At 33.5% G+C, this 18,347-nt stretch carries 19 protein-coding genes and 1 tRNA gene; 11 read left to right on the top strand and 9 right to left on the bottom strand.

Annotated elements, in window-relative coordinates; all coding sequences use genetic code 11:
* Positions 1-44: 44 nt before the first annotated feature.
* Together ASG22_RS10875 and ASG22_RS10870 are read right to left on the bottom strand one after the other, a co-directional pair.
* Positions 45-302: a hypothetical protein gene (locus ASG22_RS10875; RefSeq protein WP_055984044.1), complete on the bottom strand. Its 258-nt coding sequence runs from the start codon at positions 300-302 to the stop codon at positions 45-47.
* A gap of 26 nt (positions 303-328) precedes the next feature.
* On the bottom strand, positions 329-1,345 hold the full coding sequence (locus ASG22_RS10870; protein ID WP_055984041.1) for a hypothetical protein: 1,017 nt from the start codon (positions 1,343-1,345) through the stop codon (positions 329-331).
* A 353-nt stretch (positions 1,346-1,698) separates the two neighbouring features.
* Between ASG22_RS10870 and ASG22_RS10865 the strand changes: the two genes are divergently transcribed.
* The 6 genes from ASG22_RS10865 (at position 1,699) to htpG (ending at position 7,906) form a co-directional block, all read left to right on the top strand.
* Complete coding sequence (locus ASG22_RS10865) at positions 1,699-2,478, top strand: response regulator transcription factor (RefSeq protein ID WP_055984038.1); 780 nt, start codon at positions 1,699-1,701, stop codon at positions 2,476-2,478.
* 133 nt (positions 2,479-2,611) lie between these two features.
* Positions 2,612-3,799, top strand: a complete 1,188-nt coding sequence (locus ASG22_RS10860; RefSeq protein ID WP_055984035.1) for an oxygenase MpaB family protein — start codon at positions 2,612-2,614, stop codon at positions 3,797-3,799.
* A 312-nt stretch (positions 3,800-4,111) separates the two neighbouring features.
* The gene (gene recA, locus ASG22_RS10855) at positions 4,112-5,119 is read left to right on the top strand and encodes a recombinase RecA (RefSeq protein ID WP_055984033.1); all 1,008 of its coding nucleotides are present in this window, start codon (positions 4,112-4,114) and stop codon (positions 5,117-5,119) included.
* Positions 5,120-5,193: 74 nt separating this feature from the next.
* Positions 5,194-5,808: a phosphodiester glycosidase family protein gene (locus ASG22_RS10850; RefSeq protein ID WP_238586903.1), complete on the top strand. Its 615-nt coding sequence runs from the start codon at positions 5,194-5,196 to the stop codon at positions 5,806-5,808.
* A complete protein-coding gene (locus ASG22_RS21405) occupies positions 5,777-5,920 on the top strand; it encodes a hypothetical protein (protein WP_238586902.1) in 144 nt (47 codons plus the stop codon). Before ASG22_RS10850 ends, ASG22_RS21405 begins: the two co-directional genes overlap by 32 nt.
* Before the next feature lie 93 nt (positions 5,921-6,013).
* Positions 6,014-7,906 carry a molecular chaperone HtpG gene (gene htpG / locus ASG22_RS10845; protein ID WP_055984029.1) on the top strand — a complete coding sequence of 631 codons (1,893 nt, stop codon included), beginning with the start codon at positions 6,014-6,016 and terminating at the stop codon, positions 7,904-7,906.
* A gap of 91 nt (positions 7,907-7,997) precedes the next feature.
* On the opposite strand, the gene ASG22_RS10840 is transcribed toward htpG, so the two are convergent.
* A complete protein-coding gene (locus tag ASG22_RS10840) occupies positions 7,998-8,294 on the bottom strand; it encodes an MGMT family protein (RefSeq protein ID WP_055984027.1) in 297 nt (98 codons plus the stop codon).
* A gap of 170 nt (positions 8,295-8,464) precedes the next feature.
* Between ASG22_RS10840 and ASG22_RS10835 the strand changes: the two genes are divergently transcribed.
* Complete coding sequence (locus tag ASG22_RS10835) at positions 8,465-9,256, top strand: glucose 1-dehydrogenase (protein WP_055984024.1); 792 nt, start codon at positions 8,465-8,467, stop codon at positions 9,254-9,256.
* Between the two features lie 133 nt (positions 9,257-9,389).
* Positions 9,390-9,536, top strand: coding sequence for a hypothetical protein (locus tag ASG22_RS21150; protein WP_185113806.1), 147 nt, complete (start codon positions 9,390-9,392; stop codon positions 9,534-9,536).
* 6 nt (positions 9,537-9,542) lie between these two features.
* Here ASG22_RS21150 and ASG22_RS10830 read toward each other — a convergent pair whose 3' ends face one another.
* From ASG22_RS10830 to ASG22_RS10810, 5 genes are all read right to left on the bottom strand, one after another.
* Positions 9,543-10,634: an acyltransferase family protein gene (locus ASG22_RS10830; protein ID WP_055984021.1), complete on the bottom strand. Its 1,092-nt coding sequence runs from the start codon at positions 10,632-10,634 to the stop codon at positions 9,543-9,545.
* A 65-nt stretch (positions 10,635-10,699) separates the two neighbouring features.
* Positions 10,700-11,671, bottom strand: a complete 972-nt coding sequence (locus ASG22_RS10825; protein ID WP_055984018.1) for a deoxyhypusine synthase family protein — start codon at positions 11,669-11,671, stop codon at positions 10,700-10,702.
* A gap of 26 nt (positions 11,672-11,697) precedes the next feature.
* Entirely contained in the window at positions 11,698-12,363 is a 666-nt protein-coding gene (locus ASG22_RS10820; protein ID WP_055984015.1) for an autotransporter domain-containing protein, read from the bottom strand.
* A gap of 111 nt (positions 12,364-12,474) precedes the next feature.
* Positions 12,475-12,867: an alternative ribosome rescue aminoacyl-tRNA hydrolase ArfB gene (gene arfB / locus ASG22_RS10815; RefSeq protein ID WP_055984012.1), complete on the bottom strand. Its 393-nt coding sequence runs from the start codon at positions 12,865-12,867 to the stop codon at positions 12,475-12,477.
* Positions 12,868-12,876: 9 nt separating this feature from the next.
* A complete protein-coding gene (locus tag ASG22_RS10810; RefSeq protein ID WP_055986770.1) occupies positions 12,877-13,929 on the bottom strand; it encodes an AMP-binding protein in 1,053 nt (350 codons plus the stop codon).
* A 99-nt stretch (positions 13,930-14,028) separates the two neighbouring features.
* Here ASG22_RS10810 and ASG22_RS10805 point away from each other — a divergent pair.
* Positions 14,029-14,099: transfer RNA gene (locus ASG22_RS10805), tRNA-Gln, on the top strand.
* 148 nt (positions 14,100-14,247) lie between these two features.
* Here the strand turns inward: ASG22_RS10805 and ASG22_RS10800 are convergent.
* Positions 14,248-14,541, bottom strand: coding sequence for a helix-turn-helix domain-containing protein (locus ASG22_RS10800; RefSeq protein ID WP_055984010.1), 294 nt, complete (start codon positions 14,539-14,541; stop codon positions 14,248-14,250).
* Positions 14,542-14,722: 181 nt separating this feature from the next.
* Here ASG22_RS10800 and ccoN point away from each other — a divergent pair, with 181 nt between their 5' ends.
* Entirely contained in the window at positions 14,723-17,002 is a 2,280-nt protein-coding gene (gene ccoN / locus ASG22_RS10795) for a cytochrome-c oxidase, cbb3-type subunit I (RefSeq protein ID WP_055984007.1), read from the top strand.
* A gap of 17 nt (positions 17,003-17,019) precedes the next feature.
* Entirely contained in the window at positions 17,020-17,907 is an 888-nt protein-coding gene (locus tag ASG22_RS10790) for a cytochrome c (protein ID WP_055984005.1), read from the top strand.
* The last annotated feature ends 440 nt before the right edge of the window (positions 17,908-18,347 follow it).

The raw sequence follows: 18,347 nt of genomic DNA, 5'->3' as shown, positions 1-18,347 counted from the left end.
CGAGGTTGTTTTTTTATTTATCTATATGTTAAATATAGATTGATTTAATCAAATTTCATCTGTAATATTTCAAAACTTCCGTCATCTTTAACTCTCACTTTAGCAAAGACGTCTTTCAAACTTTTTCCAGGGAGACCATAATCAAAATACATATCATAATAAAAGTATCTCTGCTCTGCATTGGGAAGTAATCTCATTTTTACCTCCAGACCAAAGTTTGGATTAATGTGTTCTTGAGTCATTTTATTAACAAATTCAGGTGAATTCATTATAAAGTTTAATGCATTTACTGGTAGTAACATAATTATATAATTTAAAGGTTAGGAAATTATTTTTTAGGAATAATAATGAAAGAGATTGTTGTTGGAAAATTTCTTTTAATATAATTGCCTACAGGATAAAACTCAGCTTTTACCGTATACATATCTGAAAAGTTAATTCCAACACCTAGATTAAGTAAAGGAAGAACTTTTTTATAATCCTGATCAACCGACAATATATTATTATACTTAGAATTCCCGTATAAAACAGCCGCTCTAGCATCAAAAAAAATAGAAATCATTTTATTAACACCTCTCCCAAAAGCACCAACAGCAATTCCTGTATTATTAGTCAGAATAAAATCATTATCTGCTTCATTAATCTTTGTCAGTTCAACCCCAGTATTATGATAGATATATGATTTTAAGCCGAAATTACCCTCTTTATTTCCTAGAGCAATAAAAGGATATTTAATATTAATAAATAGATTCCCTCCTCCATTTTGAAGGGATGAAACCAACTGATCTTTTTTAATTTCCTCAGTAGCGATACTGTCGTTATCTTTTACTGTACTATTAAATTGAAAACCAATACCAATTCTGAAAGGTCCCATATAATCATTAACTACTTCGGAGTTAAAAGAAAGGTTTTTTAAATTAGGATTATAAACCACATTATTATTCTGAAAAAACTGTGTAAAATCTGTTTTGCCTTCAAAAAAAGCTATAGAACGAGTACTTCCTACATCATTAAGTCCTGCAGGAAATAATATTTTTAAGCTATTATCATCCTTTGCATTATCAATAATAGCAGAATTAATGGCTTCATATGAGTAACTATCGCCAGCAAGCAGTTTATCAATTTCGTCTTTACTCTTTGCGTTTTTAATTTTCTTTTGGAGCTCTCCATTATTTTCCGAGTTATTTTTTAAAAAGCTTATAATTTTTTTCTTTTCCTGTGCTAATACATCATTTTTTTCCCCATCTCTAATAACTTCATTTATATTGCTAAATGAAAATTGAGCTTCTAAACTTGTACTCAAAGTCAAAAAGAAAAATAATATTAGAATAATTTTTGTTTTCATATCTATTAATTTTAATACAAATTTTCAAAATTCAGGAACACAAAAAAATTACCCGTTTGTGTGATTTTAGCAAAATTCTAAAAACAAAAGAACCTCCACAAAAATGCAGAGGTTCAAGTTTATCCTTTTCAAACAGCTAACAGAAAATTCTAAACTATTTTATATATCAGGATTGATTTTAGTTAAATATTGTTGAAATAAGGTACGAAACAGATGACTGTAATTAACAGTTTAAGAGAAAGTTTTCACAGTTATTAGAATACAGCAAATGTTATAAATTTATCAATGCAAAAACATCCCCCTTTTGTGGTATTTTTTAAGAAAACTTTAACTACTTTAGCTAAAACCCGAATATGAGTAATTCTGAAAAAAAACATCCTTTAGTTGAAGTATGGAAAACCTATCCAGGCGAAAGAAAAGAAATTGAAAATATTTCAACAATTCCTCCTATAGAGCGGATTTTAGGAGAAATGTTTGCAATCGGCGAGTTTTATTATTATGTACTGAACCTTACCAACAGTACAATTTCCCATCATCACGAAAATATTTTAAAACTCCACGGATTAACCGAATATCCTCAACATTTAAAAGAAATTATCGATCTGACCCATCCGGATGATATTGATTTTGTGATACAGGCAGAACAAAAAGTCGTAGAAAAAATTTTAGAACTCGGGAAAGAACATCAACTTCATTTAAAATCAAGTTACTGTTTCAGATTGAAAACTGCAGCGGGAAACTATGAGCTCTTTCATCATCAGGCGATTCTCACATTGGAAGACGAAAATCAAAATTTAATACAATCGATTAATATCCACACCAATATTAATCACATTACCAAAGAAAATCCGCACACCGTTTTGATTTCAGGAATCGGAATGAGAAATGATTTCACTCAGATTAAAATTGAAAATCTTCCAGCATCAAAAAAGCCTATTGAAATAAATTTAACAAAAAGAGAAACGGAAATTCTGTCTTATATCGCTAAAGGATATTCGGGATCAGAAATTTCTAAAATGCTTATTTTGTCGGAACATACAGTGCGTACACACAGAAAGAATATTTTGGCGAAAACCAAATCCAGAAACAGCAAAGAATTATTAAAAAAAGCTTTTGAATGGGGACTTATTTAATCGCAATGGTGAAGAATGAATGATCAATTAAAATAAAAAGACTACAAACGAAGTCAATTTCTATAAAAAAGTCTGATAAATCTCACTACGATATTTCGGCGCAAAACTTGTATTTTTATCTTAAATAAATAGGATGATTGTACAACCACGTTTCAAGGATTCACAGCATTTCAAAGATTTTTGGACCACAGGCAACGGAAAGCAGCTTATGGAATTTTCCGGTACTCAAGTAAGTTTCGATAACTTTGAAAAGTTTGCTCCTTACTTCTATCATGTAGATGAAATTGGCGATCAGGTGGTAAGAGATGTCTATTTAACCAAAAAATATCATGAAGCCTCAAGAGAAATAGAAGGTTATATTCGTAATGGAGTTTCAGAAAATGATGATGTTCCGGAAAGTATAAAACAACTATTTTCTCAAACTCAAAAAATCCCCGATTGGCTGGATCATGACTTACTAGAAAGTGGTGCAGAGCTTTGCATGAGAAGCAATCTTGATTCATTAATTTCATTAAGAGATTACTGCTTGATAGGCGGGTACGATTATGCTTATCTTAATAAACCACTGATTGCCACCGAAGCATTAAAAAAAGGAGCTGTAAAACGACTTTCAGAAACGTTGGATTTTTGGGTTAATGTCACAAGATATGATGCACTGGAAATCCATAAAAAGGGTTACGAATTTGCCATTAAAACAAGATTAATTCATTCTTACGCAAGAATTTCCATTAAAAAACATTATAAAGATTGGGATACGGAAAATTGGGGAGAACCCATCAATTCCTGGGATATGATGGCGACATATATTGGTTTTAGTCTGGTTTTCATGCACAGTCTTCACAAATTGGGAAATACATTCTCCGAGCAAGAAGAAAAAGGACTTTTCCACCTTTGGAAATATGTCGGATATTTATTGGGAATTCCTGAAAACCTCCTGCCAGACAATAAAAAACAAGCCACACAATATTTTTATTTGTGGACATCAATTCAGCCGCCTGCCGATAAAGATTCCGTTCTTTTAGCTCATTCTTTATTGAACGAATCGCTGGAAAATCCTATTCTAAAATATAATTTTCAAAGAAAAAACCTTCGCTATCTTCACATCTGCTGTACGTGGTTTTTGCTTGATGATGAAGTTTGCAAAAGGATGCAGATCCCGGAAGTTTCCAACAGAAAAGTTTTTCCGAAAACAAAATGGATGATCAATAAAATCTATGATAATTTGGTGAGCAGACAAGCCCGAATCAACAAAGGGAACAAAGATCAAATGAAAGTGTTGAGCGATTATTTAAATATTACCCAAAACTCTAATTTTCATTAATTTTTTCTGAATTAATTAGCCTTAAATCTATAGTTATTTTTAAAAACTATTTCTCGCTATCCACTCATACTCCTCACACCGATACTTTCCCGAAGCTTGTTGCGGGGTAACCGTTTCTATCGAGGCTGGACATTTGTCGGCAAATTAATATCTTGTAAAAAAAGAAAACTTTCACTTTCAGTAACTTGTTTCCAAATAAAATAAAGAATGAAATTTTATTATTTTTTAACTATAAAAACAACTTTTAATGGTATACGATATTAGTTTTTGACTGTAAATTTTTGTATTTTTGATAAATTATTTAAACGACAGATGAGTAACATTGAAGATAAGAAAAAAGCACTTGCTTTAGTGCTTGACAAACTAGATAAAACATACGGAAAAGGTACAGTAATGACATTGGGAGACGACGCAGTCGATTCTACCATTGAAGTTATTCCTTCGGGATCTTTGGGATTAGACATCGCCTTAGGAGTTGGCGGTTACCCAAGAGGTAGAATTATCGAGATCTACGGACCTGAATCTTCAGGTAAAACAACGTTAACACTTCACGCCATTGCAGAAGCTCAGAAAGCAGGCGGAATTGCAGCATTTATTGATGCTGAGCATGCTTTCGACAGAGGATATGCAGGGAAATTAGGAATTGATCTTGAAAACCTGATCATTTCTCAACCTGACAATGGTGAACAAGCATTAGAAATTGCTGATAATTTGATTCGTTCAGGAGCAATCGATATCGTAGTAATTGACTCAGTGGCAGCATTGACACCAAAAGCGGAAATCGAAGGTGAAATGGGAGATTCTAAGATGGGTCTTCACGCAAGATTGATGTCTCAGGCGTTGAGAAAATTGACAGCAACAATTTCAAGAACAAAATGTACTGTAATTTTCATCAACCAGTTGAGAGAAAAAATCGGTGTTATGTTCGGAAATCCTGAAACGACTACCGGCGGTAATGCGCTGAAATTCTACGCTTCCGTAAGAGTGGATATCAGAAAAGCATCCGCACCAATTAAAAATGGTGACGAAGCGGTGGGTAGCCGTGTGAAGGTAAAAATTGTAAAAAATAAAGTGGCTCCACCTTTCAAAATGGCAGAATTTGATATTATGTATGGTGAAGGAGTTTCTAAAACAGGAGAAATCCTTGATTCTGCAGTGGATATGGGAATTGTGAAGAAAAGCGGTTCTTGGTTCAGCTACGGTGATACTAAACTGGGACAAGGTCGTGATGCTGTAAGAGATTTATTAAAAGACAATCCTGAACTTTCTGAGGAACTGGAAAACAAAATCAAAGAAGAATTGGCAAACAAAGTAAAATAAGTTTTTTCGATTTTTAAAATATTTAAAGACAGCTTTTTTAGGCTGTCTTTAAATATTTTAAAATAAAATTTCCAATGAAACTTAATATTGCATGTAAAATATTAATCTTTTCACTATTTGTAATGATGCTTTCTTGTTATAAAGAAAAGACAGTCAACAATTATTTTGTTATCTATTCTACCAATGCACAAAAGGAAAATATTGAGTTTTATTGGAAAGATGAAAAAAATCAACCTTTAAAAAGTATTCGGAATTTAAAAACTTATGTTAGTATCCAAAATAAAGCTTTAAAATTTGCCATGAATGGCGGAATGTACAGTAAAAAAAATATTCCGAAAGGATTGTATATAGAAAATTTTAAAACTTTACATCCAATCGATACTTTGAGTGGCGCAGGAAATTTTTATTTAAAACCGAATGGTATTTTCTACATTACAAAATCTAATACAGTAGAGATTATTCCCACTGAAAATTTTAAACAAAACTCACCTATAAAATTTGCAATACAATCCGGTCCGATGCTTATTAATAAAGGGAAAATCAATCTCATTTTTCAACAAAATTCTAACAACTTAAATATCAGAAACGGTGCCGGAATTTTGAAAAACGGCAATATAATCTTTGCAATGTCGAAGAAAGAAATCAACTTTTACAATTTTGCATTATTTTTCAAAAAAATTAGGATGTGAAAATGCATTGTATCTGGACGGTTTCGTGTCAAGAGCCTATTTTCCCGAAGAAAACTGGATTCAGGAGGATGGAGATTTCGGAGTAATGATAGGCATTACAACCGAAAAATAAAATCTGCACTTACAAATAATGTCAAAATGTCACTTTCTCTTAAACGGTATTTTTTTTGAGAAAGAATAACCATAAATTAAAACAAAAATTATTATGACCAAAGGAAATATTAATGTATCTGTGGAAAATATTTTCCCGCTTATTAAAAAATTTCTTTATAGTGATCACGAAATATTCCTGAGAGAATTAATCTCAAATGCGACGGATGCTACTTTAAAATTAAAGCACCTTACAAGTATTGGAGAAGCAAAAGTGGAGTACGGAAATCCACAGCTTGAAGTGAAAATTGATAAAGAAAATAAAACGCTTACAATCATCGATCAGGGAATCGGGATGACTGCTGAAGAAGTTGAAAAATACATCAACCAAGTTGCTTTTTCAGGAGCTGAAGAGTTTTTAGAAAAATATAAAGATTCGGCAAAAGATTCAGGGATTATCGGTCATTTCGGACTCGGGTTTTATTCTGCATTTATGGTTGCGGAGAAAGTTGAAATCGTAACAAAATCTTATAAAGATGAACCGGCCGTTCGTTGGATTTGCGACGGAAGTCCTGAATTTACTTTAGAAGAAACAACTGATAAAACCGACAGAGGAACAGAAATTATTCTTCATATCGCAGAAGATTCTTTAGAATTTTTAGAAGAAGGAAAAATCCGTGAATTGTTGTTGAAATATAACAAATTCATGCCTGTTCCTATTAAGTTTGGAACTAAAACCCACACTTTACCTTTACCGGAAGACGCTGGAGAAGATGCGGTTGCAGAAACGGAAGAAGTAGACAATATCATCAACAATCCGACTCCGGCATGGACGATTGCTCCAAGTGAATTGACGAGCGAAGATTATATGAAATTCTACCACGAATTGTATCCGATGCAGTTTGAGGAGCCTTTATTTAATATTCATTTGAATGTTGATTATCCGTTCAATTTAACGGGAGTTTTGTTCTTTCCAAAATTGAGCAATAATTTAAATATTGAAAAAGATAAAATCCAGTTATATCAAAATCAGGTTTTTGTAACGGATGAAGTGAAAGGCATTGTTCCGGATTTCTTAATGCTTCTTCGTGGAGTTATTGATTCTCCGGATATTCCGTTGAACGTTTCGCGTTCTTATTTACAGGCTGACGGTGCGGTAAAGAAAATCTCTTCTTATATTACCAAAAAAGTTGCCGACAAAATGACTTCTTTAATTAATGAAAACCGCGAAGATTACGAGAAAAAATGGAACGACATTAAAGTTGTGATCGAATACGGAATCGTTACCGAAGAGAAATTTGCTGAAAAATCTGACAAATTCACGTTATACCCTACAACTGATGGAAAATATTTCCTTTGGAATGAATTAGAGGAAAAACTTAAGCCAAATCAAACGGATAAAGATGGTAATTTGGTTATTCTTTACGCTTCCAATATAGATGAGCAACATGGTTATATTCAATCTGCAAAAGATAAAGGATATGAAGTTATTTTATTGGATTCTCCGGTAGTTTCTCACGTTATTCAGAAGCTGGAAACTTCAAAAGAGAAAGTTTTATTTGTGAGAGTAGATGCAGATCACGTGAATAATTTGATTAAAAAAGACGAGCCAATTATTTCTAAATTAAGTGAGACCGAAAAAGAATCGTTGAAGAAAAATGTTGAAGAAACAATTAACGATAAAAAATTCACGGTTCAGCTTGAAGATTTAGACAGTACCGATGCTCCGTTTACCATTACACAACCTGAATTTATGAGAAGAATGAAGGATATGCAGGCAACTGGCGGCGGCGGAATGTTTGGAATGGGCGGTTTCCCTGAAATGTATAATTTGGTTGTGAATTCTAACAGCGAATTTGCCAATCAGATTTTGAAAACTGAAAATCCAGGAGAAAAAGAAGGCTTAATAAAATATGCTTTAGACTTGGCTAAACTTTCTCAGAATTTATTGAAAGGAAAAGATTTGACAGATTTTATCCAAAGAAGCTATAAGCAATTAGAAAAGTAATTTGACTATTTTATATTGAGTTTCGGGGCGACTTTGTCGCCCAGAAACTATTTTTAGAGAAATAATTTAAGCGATAATTATCTCAGAATATCTACAATTCTTCCAAAGGATTCCAAAACAATTTCTTGAAATTTTTAATTCTAAAATTTTCTACCTCAATTCCTTCCGCTTCCAATCTTTCCTGAAATTCCGGTACAGACAACGTTCCCGAGCTTGAAATTACCCGATGGGCGGGAACATCTTTTGGACAGCCTCCCATTGCCTTTCCGACATGACGGGAATGGTTGGGAAAACCAACTGCCTTTGCAATCGCCCCATAACTTGTTACTCTTCCGGCAGGAATCAGTTTTGTTATTTCCCAGACCTGTTGTTTGAAAATCTCGTTCATATTTATTTATATTATCAAAAGTAAGAAATTAGATATTTCCAAGATTTCATTTATCAAAAAATAAATTAATCAATCGTTATGATTGTTAAAATTTTCTAAAATTACCATACATCAAGAGAACGATATTTTTATTGTTGTAAATTGAAGCAATGATATTAAAATAAAATATTATGGCAAATTTAAAAGGAAAAGTAATTATTGTAACGGGAGCAGCGATGGGACTCGGTCTTGCTGCAGCAGATGTATTAGCTTCTAAAGGAGCCGATTTGACATTGGTAGATTATAATGCTGAAGCTTTAGAAAAAACAAAGACAGATCTTCAGTCAAAATATTCTGAAAATAAATTCTTGACGGTAACAGCAGATGTTTCTGTGGAAGAAAATGTAAAGAATTATGTTGATCAGACCGTTAAAGAATTCGGAAAGATTGACGGATTGTACAACAATGCCGGAATTGAAGGAAAACAAGCTCCTTTAGTTGATTATGATATTGATATTTTCAAAAAGGTAATAGATATTAATCTTTTGGGCGTTTATTACGGAATGAAATACGTAATTCCTGAGCTACAGAAAAATGGTGGCGGAAGAATTGTAAACGTGGCTTCCGTAGGAGGAATAAGAGGCGTTCTGAATCAAACCGCTTATGTTGCAACGAAACACGCCGTAGCCGGAATGACAAAAAATGCAGCACTGGAATATGGTAAAGATAATATTCTAACGAATGCGATTGCTCCGGGTGCTATTTTAACGCCGATGGTTGCAGAAGCTTTCAAGCAGGTAAATCCTGATGATCCTAAAGCTGCCGAAAAAGAATATGCCTCCAGAAATCCTACAAGAAAGTTGGGCGATCCTACAGATGTCGGACATTTGGTAGCCTATTTATTAAGTGACGAAAACGGCTATGTTTCCGGGCAGGTAATTGCGATCGACGGCGGTGAATCTAATATGTACGGGAATTCATAAAAGTAAATATACATAATTTTTAATTTTGTTAGTGAGAAATTGTCTGTTGAAAAGCAGGCAATTTTCTTTTAACAAGCAACTTATTATTGCATAATTTTTGAATGTTTATTCTTAATCATTAAAATATTGTATTATGAAAAAGTCAATTTTCCGATTTCTCAATAAGATCAACAAATCTGTTTTACCGAAATTAAGCGATAAAGACCCAACAAAGCTTACCAAAATTCAGAAAGGAATTCTGGCTTACCGGTATTTTGTATTGGTGAATTCTCTAGATTAAAAAAGATTATTTAATTTTAGAAATTAAATTCCTACACCATTGGTACAAAGGCTTTTCAATTAGTAAATAAATAATAATTGAACAAATCCACAACGCTACAAAATTGCGATCGGGAAGATAAAAGTAAGATTTCAGCTTCATATTAAAATAGCTGAGATGAATCAGATAAAAGACAAAAGAAGCATTGCCTAAAAGAACAAAAAATTTGGTTGACAATATTTTAGAAGCCCATGTTTTTTCAGATATTAATCCCCAGAAGAAAAGAGCAATCGCAACAGGTAGGAAAAATTCATGAATAATCCTCCCTTCCCATCTTTCTACACCATGTACAAAATTGTTTCTGGCAAAAAAAGCAATTGAAACAGTGAAAATAATGATTAAAATTCCGCCATAGAATGTAGGATTTTTCAATTTTGTCAGAAGTTCTGTTCCTTTTGTCTGTTTCATGAAATAAGCCAACAACATTCCGAAAAAGAATTCCATACTTCTTCCGAAAAAAGTATTTCCTACCATAAATTTTAACGGATATAAAAACCCTTTCGGATTTCCGTTATATTCATGTAATCCGTAACCGATGCTATAGCTTATAAGAAAAAGTCCTAACAGAAATGAAATACAATATGTCCAGTTTTTTTTCAACAGTAAAAATAAAAATGGGGCTAATAGATAGAAAAAAAATTCGACACTGAGAGACCACGCCTGTACGATTCCCGAAATGGAATATTTATCAAACAAAGAATACAACAGCGAATACTGCAGAAAATAAGTATCTACATCCTTAGAATAATGAGTATCGAGAAAATAAAAACTCAACAAAATCCAATATAACGGAAAAATCCTTGCTATACGGAGTAGAATATATTTTAAGTATGATTTTTTAGAGTCTAAAGGCGAATCTTCATAGCGGTAAGCCAGCAGAAAACCACTCAACACAAAGAAAACCGTGACACCGATATGCCATTCACTAATGAAACGCATAATAGGGAAAGGCAGATCATAACGCCAATATTTACGATTATGATATACAAATACCATAATCGCTGCAATGGCACGCATTCCAGTAAGGGCTTCAAATTTATGTTTCTGTAAATTCTCCAAAATTGAAAAAAATAAAAGGCTTACATGATAAGCCTTTTAAGTATAGTTGATTATTATTTTTACGATTAATTCTCCAAAATATAAGAGAACATCAATGGTGCACAGATGGTTGCATCACTTTCAACGATAAATTTCGGTGTAGTAATATCCAGTTTACCCCAAGTAATTTTCTCGTTCGGAACAGCTCCTGAATAAGAACCATAAGAAGTCGTAGAATCTGAAATCTGACAGAAATAAGACCAGAACGGAATGTCATGCATTTCCATATCCTGATACAACATCGGAACAACACAAATCGGGAAATCTCCTGCGATACCTCCACCAATCTGGAAGAAACCAACACCTTTTCCTGCTGAGTTTTTAGTGTACCAATCTGCCAAATACGTCATGTATTCGATACCGGATTTCATTGTAGTTGCAGTCAATTCACCTTTAATACAGTAAGAAGCGAAGATGTTACCCATTGTAGAATCTTCCCATCCAGGAACAACAATTGGTAAATTTTTCTCAGCTGCTGCGATCATCCAAGAATTTTCTCTCGGAATTTCGTAATACTGCTCCAATACTCCTGAAAGAATCATTTTATACATAAATTCATGCGGGAAATATCTTTCACCTTTAGCTTCAGCATCTTTCCAGATTTCAACAATATGTTTCTGCAATCTTCTGAAAGCCTCTTCTTCAGGGATACAAGTATCTGTAACTCTGTTTAAACCTCTCTCCAACAAATCCCATTCGTCCTGAGCCGTTAAATCTCTGTAATGAGGAACTCTTTCGTAGTGAGAATGCGCTACAAGATTCATCAAATCTTCTTCAAGATTCGCTCCTGTACAAGAAATAAAATCTACTTTATCCTGACGAATCATTTCAGCAAGAATTTTTCCTAACTCAGCCGTAGACATTGCTCCCGCCAAAGTAATCATCATTTTCCCGCCATCTTTAAGATGAGCAACATATCCTTTAGAAGCATCTACCAAAGCAGCAGCATTGAAATGCAGATAATATTTTTCTATAAATTCAGTAATTGGCTTACTCATTTTTTTAATTTTTGCAAAGATAAAACTTAAAAACGGAATGTAGCGGCTGCGCTCAAAGAAACTCTCGCTAAACCTTCTTTTTGATCATCTTCAAAATGAATAGTCTGCCCGTTATATTTCATTTTAGATAAAGTTCCTGCTGTAAATCCAAGTTTAGGACCAATGTAGAAATTCTTTGAAACAGCGTATTGATAAGCGAAATCAGCTTCCAGACCGAGATTCGTTCCTTTTCCCGTCACATTTCCTGTTACTGTTTTATAAGTAATTGTTCCAATTCCGAAATCCATAAACAATTTATGTTTTGTGTCTTCATTGTAATTAGAATACATTAAAGCTGGACCCACGAAAATGATATGATCTTTTGTACTTACATTTGCGGAAACAAAATTGCCATTTTGATCTTGTACTGTAAGTCTCCCATCACTTGACGCACTGTAGTTGGAATATTTAACTCCAATTCCAACATTTTTCACATTATAATACGCAGAAATATCAAAGTTTACGCCACTTTTTAGCCCTTTAATATAATTTTTAGTTTCATTATTAATTCCTTTTGGTGTAGCTGCTAATCTCCACCCGAAACCAACTGATGGCATAATAGTAAATTTTTGCTGCACTTTCGTATCTGCTTCCTGAGCAAATGAAAGTGTTGCAATCGAAAATAATCCAAACGTTATTAGTTTTTTAATCATTGGTTTAAAATTTTCCCGCAAAAATAAGATTTTTCTCAAACTAAGAATAGAACTAAATATTAAAATTAAATAATCTGATTTTAAAACGTAATGTTAAAAATTTAAACAGGTTTAATATTTAAATTTTCTATTATCTTTTTTCTCAGAAATTTTCTTTTTATTATCAAGTCTCTTTTGTTTTTGACCTTTTGAAGGTTTTGTGGCAAATCTTTTTTTAGGAATAAATAACGCTTTATCTACAATTTCCAGAATTTTTTCAATGGCTTTGTTTTTATTCATTAATTGCGTTCGGCTTTCAGAAACTGTCAAAAATAAAAATCCGTCTGCATTGATTCTGTTTTTCAGCTTATCCTGAATTAAATCCTTTTGATCTTCATAAAAAAATTCTGATTTAGAAACTTTCCAAAGAACAGTCACTGAAGTCTCCACTTTATTCACATTCTGCCCTCCTGCCCCACTGCTTCGGGAAGTTTTGAAATTGAGTTCCTTTGAAAAGTCTTTCATAATATAAAATTACCGTTTTGTAATTATTCCATCATTCTTTTGAATTAAGTTTAGCAACTCAATACGGTTAATTTTTCCGTTTGGTGTTCTTGAAATCTTTTCAATAAAAATTATTTCTTTGGGTTTGTGAAAATTTTTCTCAAACTTAATTTCAGAAATTTCATTAACTATGTCTTTAGTTTCTTCACCTTCAATGATTAATATCAATTTTTGCCCCAGACTTTCATCATTAATTCCTAAAAAAACAGCTTCATTAGGAATTTTTTTCTTTACTAAAACTTCCAGTTGTTCGGGAAAAATTTTCGCCCCAGCAGAATTGATCACGTTATCAATTCTTCCTAAAAACTTAAACTGATTTTCATTTTTAATTTCAACTAAATCATTAGTCTGCAATACTTCATTATTTAAATTAGGTGCAAAAATTTTCAGGCAACCTCTTTTATCTTTAGAAATGGTAATATTTTCAAAAATAGTAAAGTATTCTTCTGGTTGAGGAAAAATCTTCTTTAATGCAATATGAGAAAGTGTTTCAGACATTCCATACGTTTCAAATATTTGGGTTTGAGAGTTTGAGAGCTTTAGGGTGTCTGTAATTTTATTTTTCAAACTTTCAGAAACAGCCGCTCCACCGATAATCAGGTTTTTAATCAAATTTAATTTATCTAACGAGTTTTCAACCTGTAAAGGAGTCATGGCACAGAAATCAATTTCTTCAGTTAATTTTTCCAAAGGTTTTGCGGAAGGATCAACCACCACCAACTTCAATTTTCTCACGATCGAACGAACAACCATCATTTTCCCAGAAATATATTCAATCGGAAGACAGATCAATGCGGAAGCATTTTCTTGTAAGTTTAAAAAATTACACGTCATTTCCGCTGAACTGATCATTTTCTTTTTTTCAATATCAAAAACTTTAGGAATTCCTGTAGAACCGGAAGTCTGAACTTTCACCATCACAGAATCCGAAAACCATTCTTCAATAAAATTTTTCACTTTTTCTTCAAATTCCGTTTTGTAATATAATTGATTAATATTGAGATTATTGAAGTCTATCACCATAATTTCCATGAATAAATTGTGAAGTAAATTTAAAAAAAAGTTTAAAAAGTATTTGCAAATAATGAAAAAAGCTGTAAATTCGCCTCACCAAAATAAGACAGACCTATAGTGTAACGGTAGCACTCCGGTTTTTGGTACCGTCAGTCGGGGTTCGAATCCCTGTGGGTCTACGAAAAACCATTCTAAAAGAATGGTTTTTTCTTTTGTATAAACTCTGTCATAATATTCTTCAAAAATTTAATTAAAATTTCATCAGGAAATTAACTCACTTTTAGTTATAAATTCAATAGCCACATTTTTGTAAAAATGTGGCTATTTTTATTTAAATTCTTCAGGAACAGTGATGTTATTTTGTTTCATATATTCCAAAAGATCTTGATACTTATCTTGATACTCGTCATTTCCGCATTTATGAGAAATACTGCAAATATCAGAAGGTTTTATTTCCAAAATATCGGAAATCTTCGTTAAAATTTCCAGATTAATTTTCACTTTAGAGTTTTCGATATCAGAATATGCTTTTTGAGAAATTCCCATCTCAAAAGCCATATATTCCTGCGTAAAATCCTTAGTCCTTCTGATTTTCCTAATATTTTGTCCACATATTTTCATTATCCCTATTTTAGTAGTTTTCAGTATACTTTAGAAGTATATCTATTAGACTTACACAAAGTTAGTGAATACCTTTGGCAAAACATTATTACGCTACATGATATTTAAAACCTGAATTTAAAATTTACTTAAAAATTCTTGTTTTAAAGGAAATATCACTTCGGTACAACACATAGGAATTATGGAGACGCAAAGATTTAATTATGACAATAATATTGTCAGAGCATTCCTCTATGCTACAATAGCATTCGGTTTGGTGGGCTTTTTACTCGGACTTACCGCTGCACTGATGCTTTTTTATCCTGAACTTCCCGAATTTTTATTCGGAACAGATGACACAACGATTAAAAGTTTGGCATCGGGAAATATTCAGGGATTGGTTAATACGCAAGGAGCACTAGGCTTCGGAAGAATCAGAATGTTGCACACAAGTGCTGTTATTTTTGCATTTGTCTGCAATTCCTTCTTTTGCGGTGCTTATTACAGTATGCAGAGATTGCTTAAAACCAGAATGTACAGCGATACCCTTTCATGGATTCATTTCTGGACATGGCAAATTATGATTATTTCTGTGGTGATTACTTTCTTAATGGGTATCAACACATCAAAAGAATATGCAGAACACGAATGGCCAATTGATATTTTAATTACTATTTCCTGGGTTATTTTCGGAATTAATATGTTCGGAACGATTGCCAAAAGAAGAGTTAGACATTTATATGTAGCCATTTGGTTTTATATAGGAACTTGGTTGGCGGTAGCAATGCTTCACATTTTTAATAATCTGGAAGTTCCCTTATCTTTTACAAGCTGGAAATCATATTCAGTGTATGCAGGAGCAAAAGATGCGTTGGTTCAGTGGTGGTACGGCCACAATGCAGTTGCGTTTGTATTGACGACTCCGGTTTTAGGCTTGATGTATTATTTTTTACCAAAAGCAGCCGACAGACCTGTATTCTCTTATAAATTATCTATTATCCACTTTTGGTCTCTGATCTTCGTTTACCTTTGGGCAGGACCACACCATTTACAGTACACAGCCTTGCCGGCTTGGGCTCAGGCGGTGGGAACAGGTTTCTCTATTATGCTAATCGCTCCATCTTGGGGAGGAATGCTGAACGGATTATTAACGTTGAGAGGAGCTTGGGATAAAGTAAGAGAAAATCCTATTTTGAAATTCTTCGTTGTCGCTGTTACCTGTTACGGAATGGCAACTTTTGAAGGTCCGCTTTTAGCTACAAAATCTCTAAATAAAATTGGTCACTACACCGACTGGGTTATCGGTCACGTACATTTAGGAGCACTTGGATGGAATGGTTTCATGGCTTTTGGGGTTGTTTATTACCTAATTCCGGTGATGTGGAGAACAGATCTTTGGTCTAAAAAATTAGCCAACTGGCATTTCTGGTTGGGAACTTTAGGAATTATTTTCTACGCAGTCCCAATGTATATCGCAGGATTCACACAAGGATTAATGTGGAAACAGTTCAATCCTGACGGAACTTTGCTTTGGAAAAACTGGCTGGATACCGTTACAGCAATTATTCCATATTATAAATTGAGATTTTCAGGAGGTATATTTTATCTTTCAGGAGCAATCTTAATGGTTGTAAACATCATTGCAACAGTTAGAAAAGGTTCATTCCAGAAAAATGTTCCGGCAGAAGCTCCGGCTTTAGCCAATATTGGAACTGCAAGAAAAGAAGGCGAAGGCGTTCATCTTTGGTTAGAAAGAACACCGAGATTATTAGCCATATTAGCATTCATTACAATTGCCATCGGAGGTATTGTAGAAATTGTTCCGACATTAACTTTAAAACAAAGTGTTCCGACCATTACATCGGTGAAACCTTATTCACCATTAGAATTAGAAGGAAGAGATTTGTATATCAGAGAAGGCTGTAATGCCTGTCATTCACAGATGATCCGACCTTTCCGTGACGAGATCGTAAGATTTGAAGGTAAAAACGGACAATATTCTAAAGCAGGAGAATTTATTTATGACAGACCATTCTTGTGGGGATCTAAGAGAACCGGACCGGATTTACACAGAGAAGGCGGCAGAAACCCCGATTCATGGCATTTCAAACACATGTACAACCCAAGAATTACTTCAGCAGGTTCTATCATGCCTCGTTTCCCCTGGTTAATTATGAACACATTAGACAAAAGCCAGATGGTGAACAAAATGAAATTAATGAAAAATTCATTCGATGTTCCTTACACAAGAGCAGAAATAGATTCTGCCAATCAATGGGCAGATAATCAGTCTAAAGCAATCGTTAAAAGAATTTATGCCGAAGCAACTGATGTAAGAGATCAGGTAGAAAAAGACAAAGCAGCAAAAGGGGCATCTTTCGTTCCGCTTGAGCAAAGAGAAATCGTAGCAATGATTGCCTATCTGCAAAGATTAGGAACAGATATTAAGACGACTCAGATTCAGACAGCAAGTGCAGAATAATTTAAATTGTAATTAAAATGAAAACAAGAACCCCAATTTCAGTCTATATCCTTGCAACTGTAGGTTTAACGATCATGGCGTTCGAAATGTTCGCACAGGATTCAGGATATTTTTCGTCACCATTTTTCTGGGGATTAATGTTGATTGCCATTATCCTTCTTTTAATCATGAATTCTTTGGGAGATTTAATTGAAAATCAGAATTTCTCTAAATTATCCGATGAAGAAAAAGCAAAATATTTAAAAGATAAAAGTATTCCTTATTATCAGAAACTTTGGAATTCAGCATTCAAAAAGCAGTCTGCAACAGAGGAAAAAGATATTTTGATTGATCATGGTTTCGACGGAATTACAGAACTGGATAATTCTCTTCCTAAATGGTGGATTGGCTTATTTTATTTCGGATGTATTTTCTGCGCAGTGTATTTAACCGCTTTTACTTTCTCAGATTATGCCCATCCTGAAGCTGAATTAAACAAAGAAACCAAGACAATGCTGGCATCTATTGCAGAATATGAAAAAACAGCACCTCGGGTAACATTGGAAACTGCAAAATACAGCGCAGATAATATTGCAGAAGGTCAGGAACTTTTCAAAACCAACTGTGTGACCTGCCACGGAGACGGAGCAAAAGGAGGAATCGGACCGAATTTAACAGACACACACTGGATTAACATAAAACAAAAAAGCCTTTTCAAAAACGTGATCTGGATGCTTGAAAATGGTTCGCCGAATAACCCTACGATGAGACCATTCATAAAAGAAGGAACCATTACAGGAAGAGATGCTGAAAAAATTGCAGCATATATTTATCATATCAATCAGGAAACAGCTCCTATTACAGTAGCACAAGGTGGCGCAAAACCACAGGGCGAAGAAGTAAAATGGGAAAACGGAAATGATTAGAAAGTTTATTAACTGAAGAAATTTAATATCCATATCTCATGCTTTCTTTACGACTACCATTTGCATTATCATTTTTATTAAACCTTTTCAACATTAATAAAACGATTGTAAAGAGAGCATTTTTCTAAAAACAAATCCGAGCTTTGGCTGTCATTATCAACTAAATTCACTTGACAACTAAACTAAATTCCACAAATGGCGGCCAAGGCAGGATTTTTGTACTCATAAGGGATACCACAACAGATCAGTAGTATATTTAGTAGTATTATATTTGTTTTTAAATCCCATCAGCATTGAAAATTAATAAACGAAAACTCATTAGAGGTATTGTAATAACCATTATTTCGATATTGGTTTTTCTTACGTTGCTTATACTCAGTTTACGGCTTCCGGTAGTCCAGAATTTTATTAAAGACAAACTTGTCGTCTATCTTGAGAAA

This window comes from Chryseobacterium sp. Leaf405, from assembly GCF_001425355.1.
Lineage (GTDB): Bacteria > Bacteroidota > Bacteroidia > Flavobacteriales > Weeksellaceae > Chryseobacterium.
The sequence above is the reverse complement of the archived record's forward strand: the minus strand, read 5'-3'. Positions and strand labels throughout refer to the sequence as shown.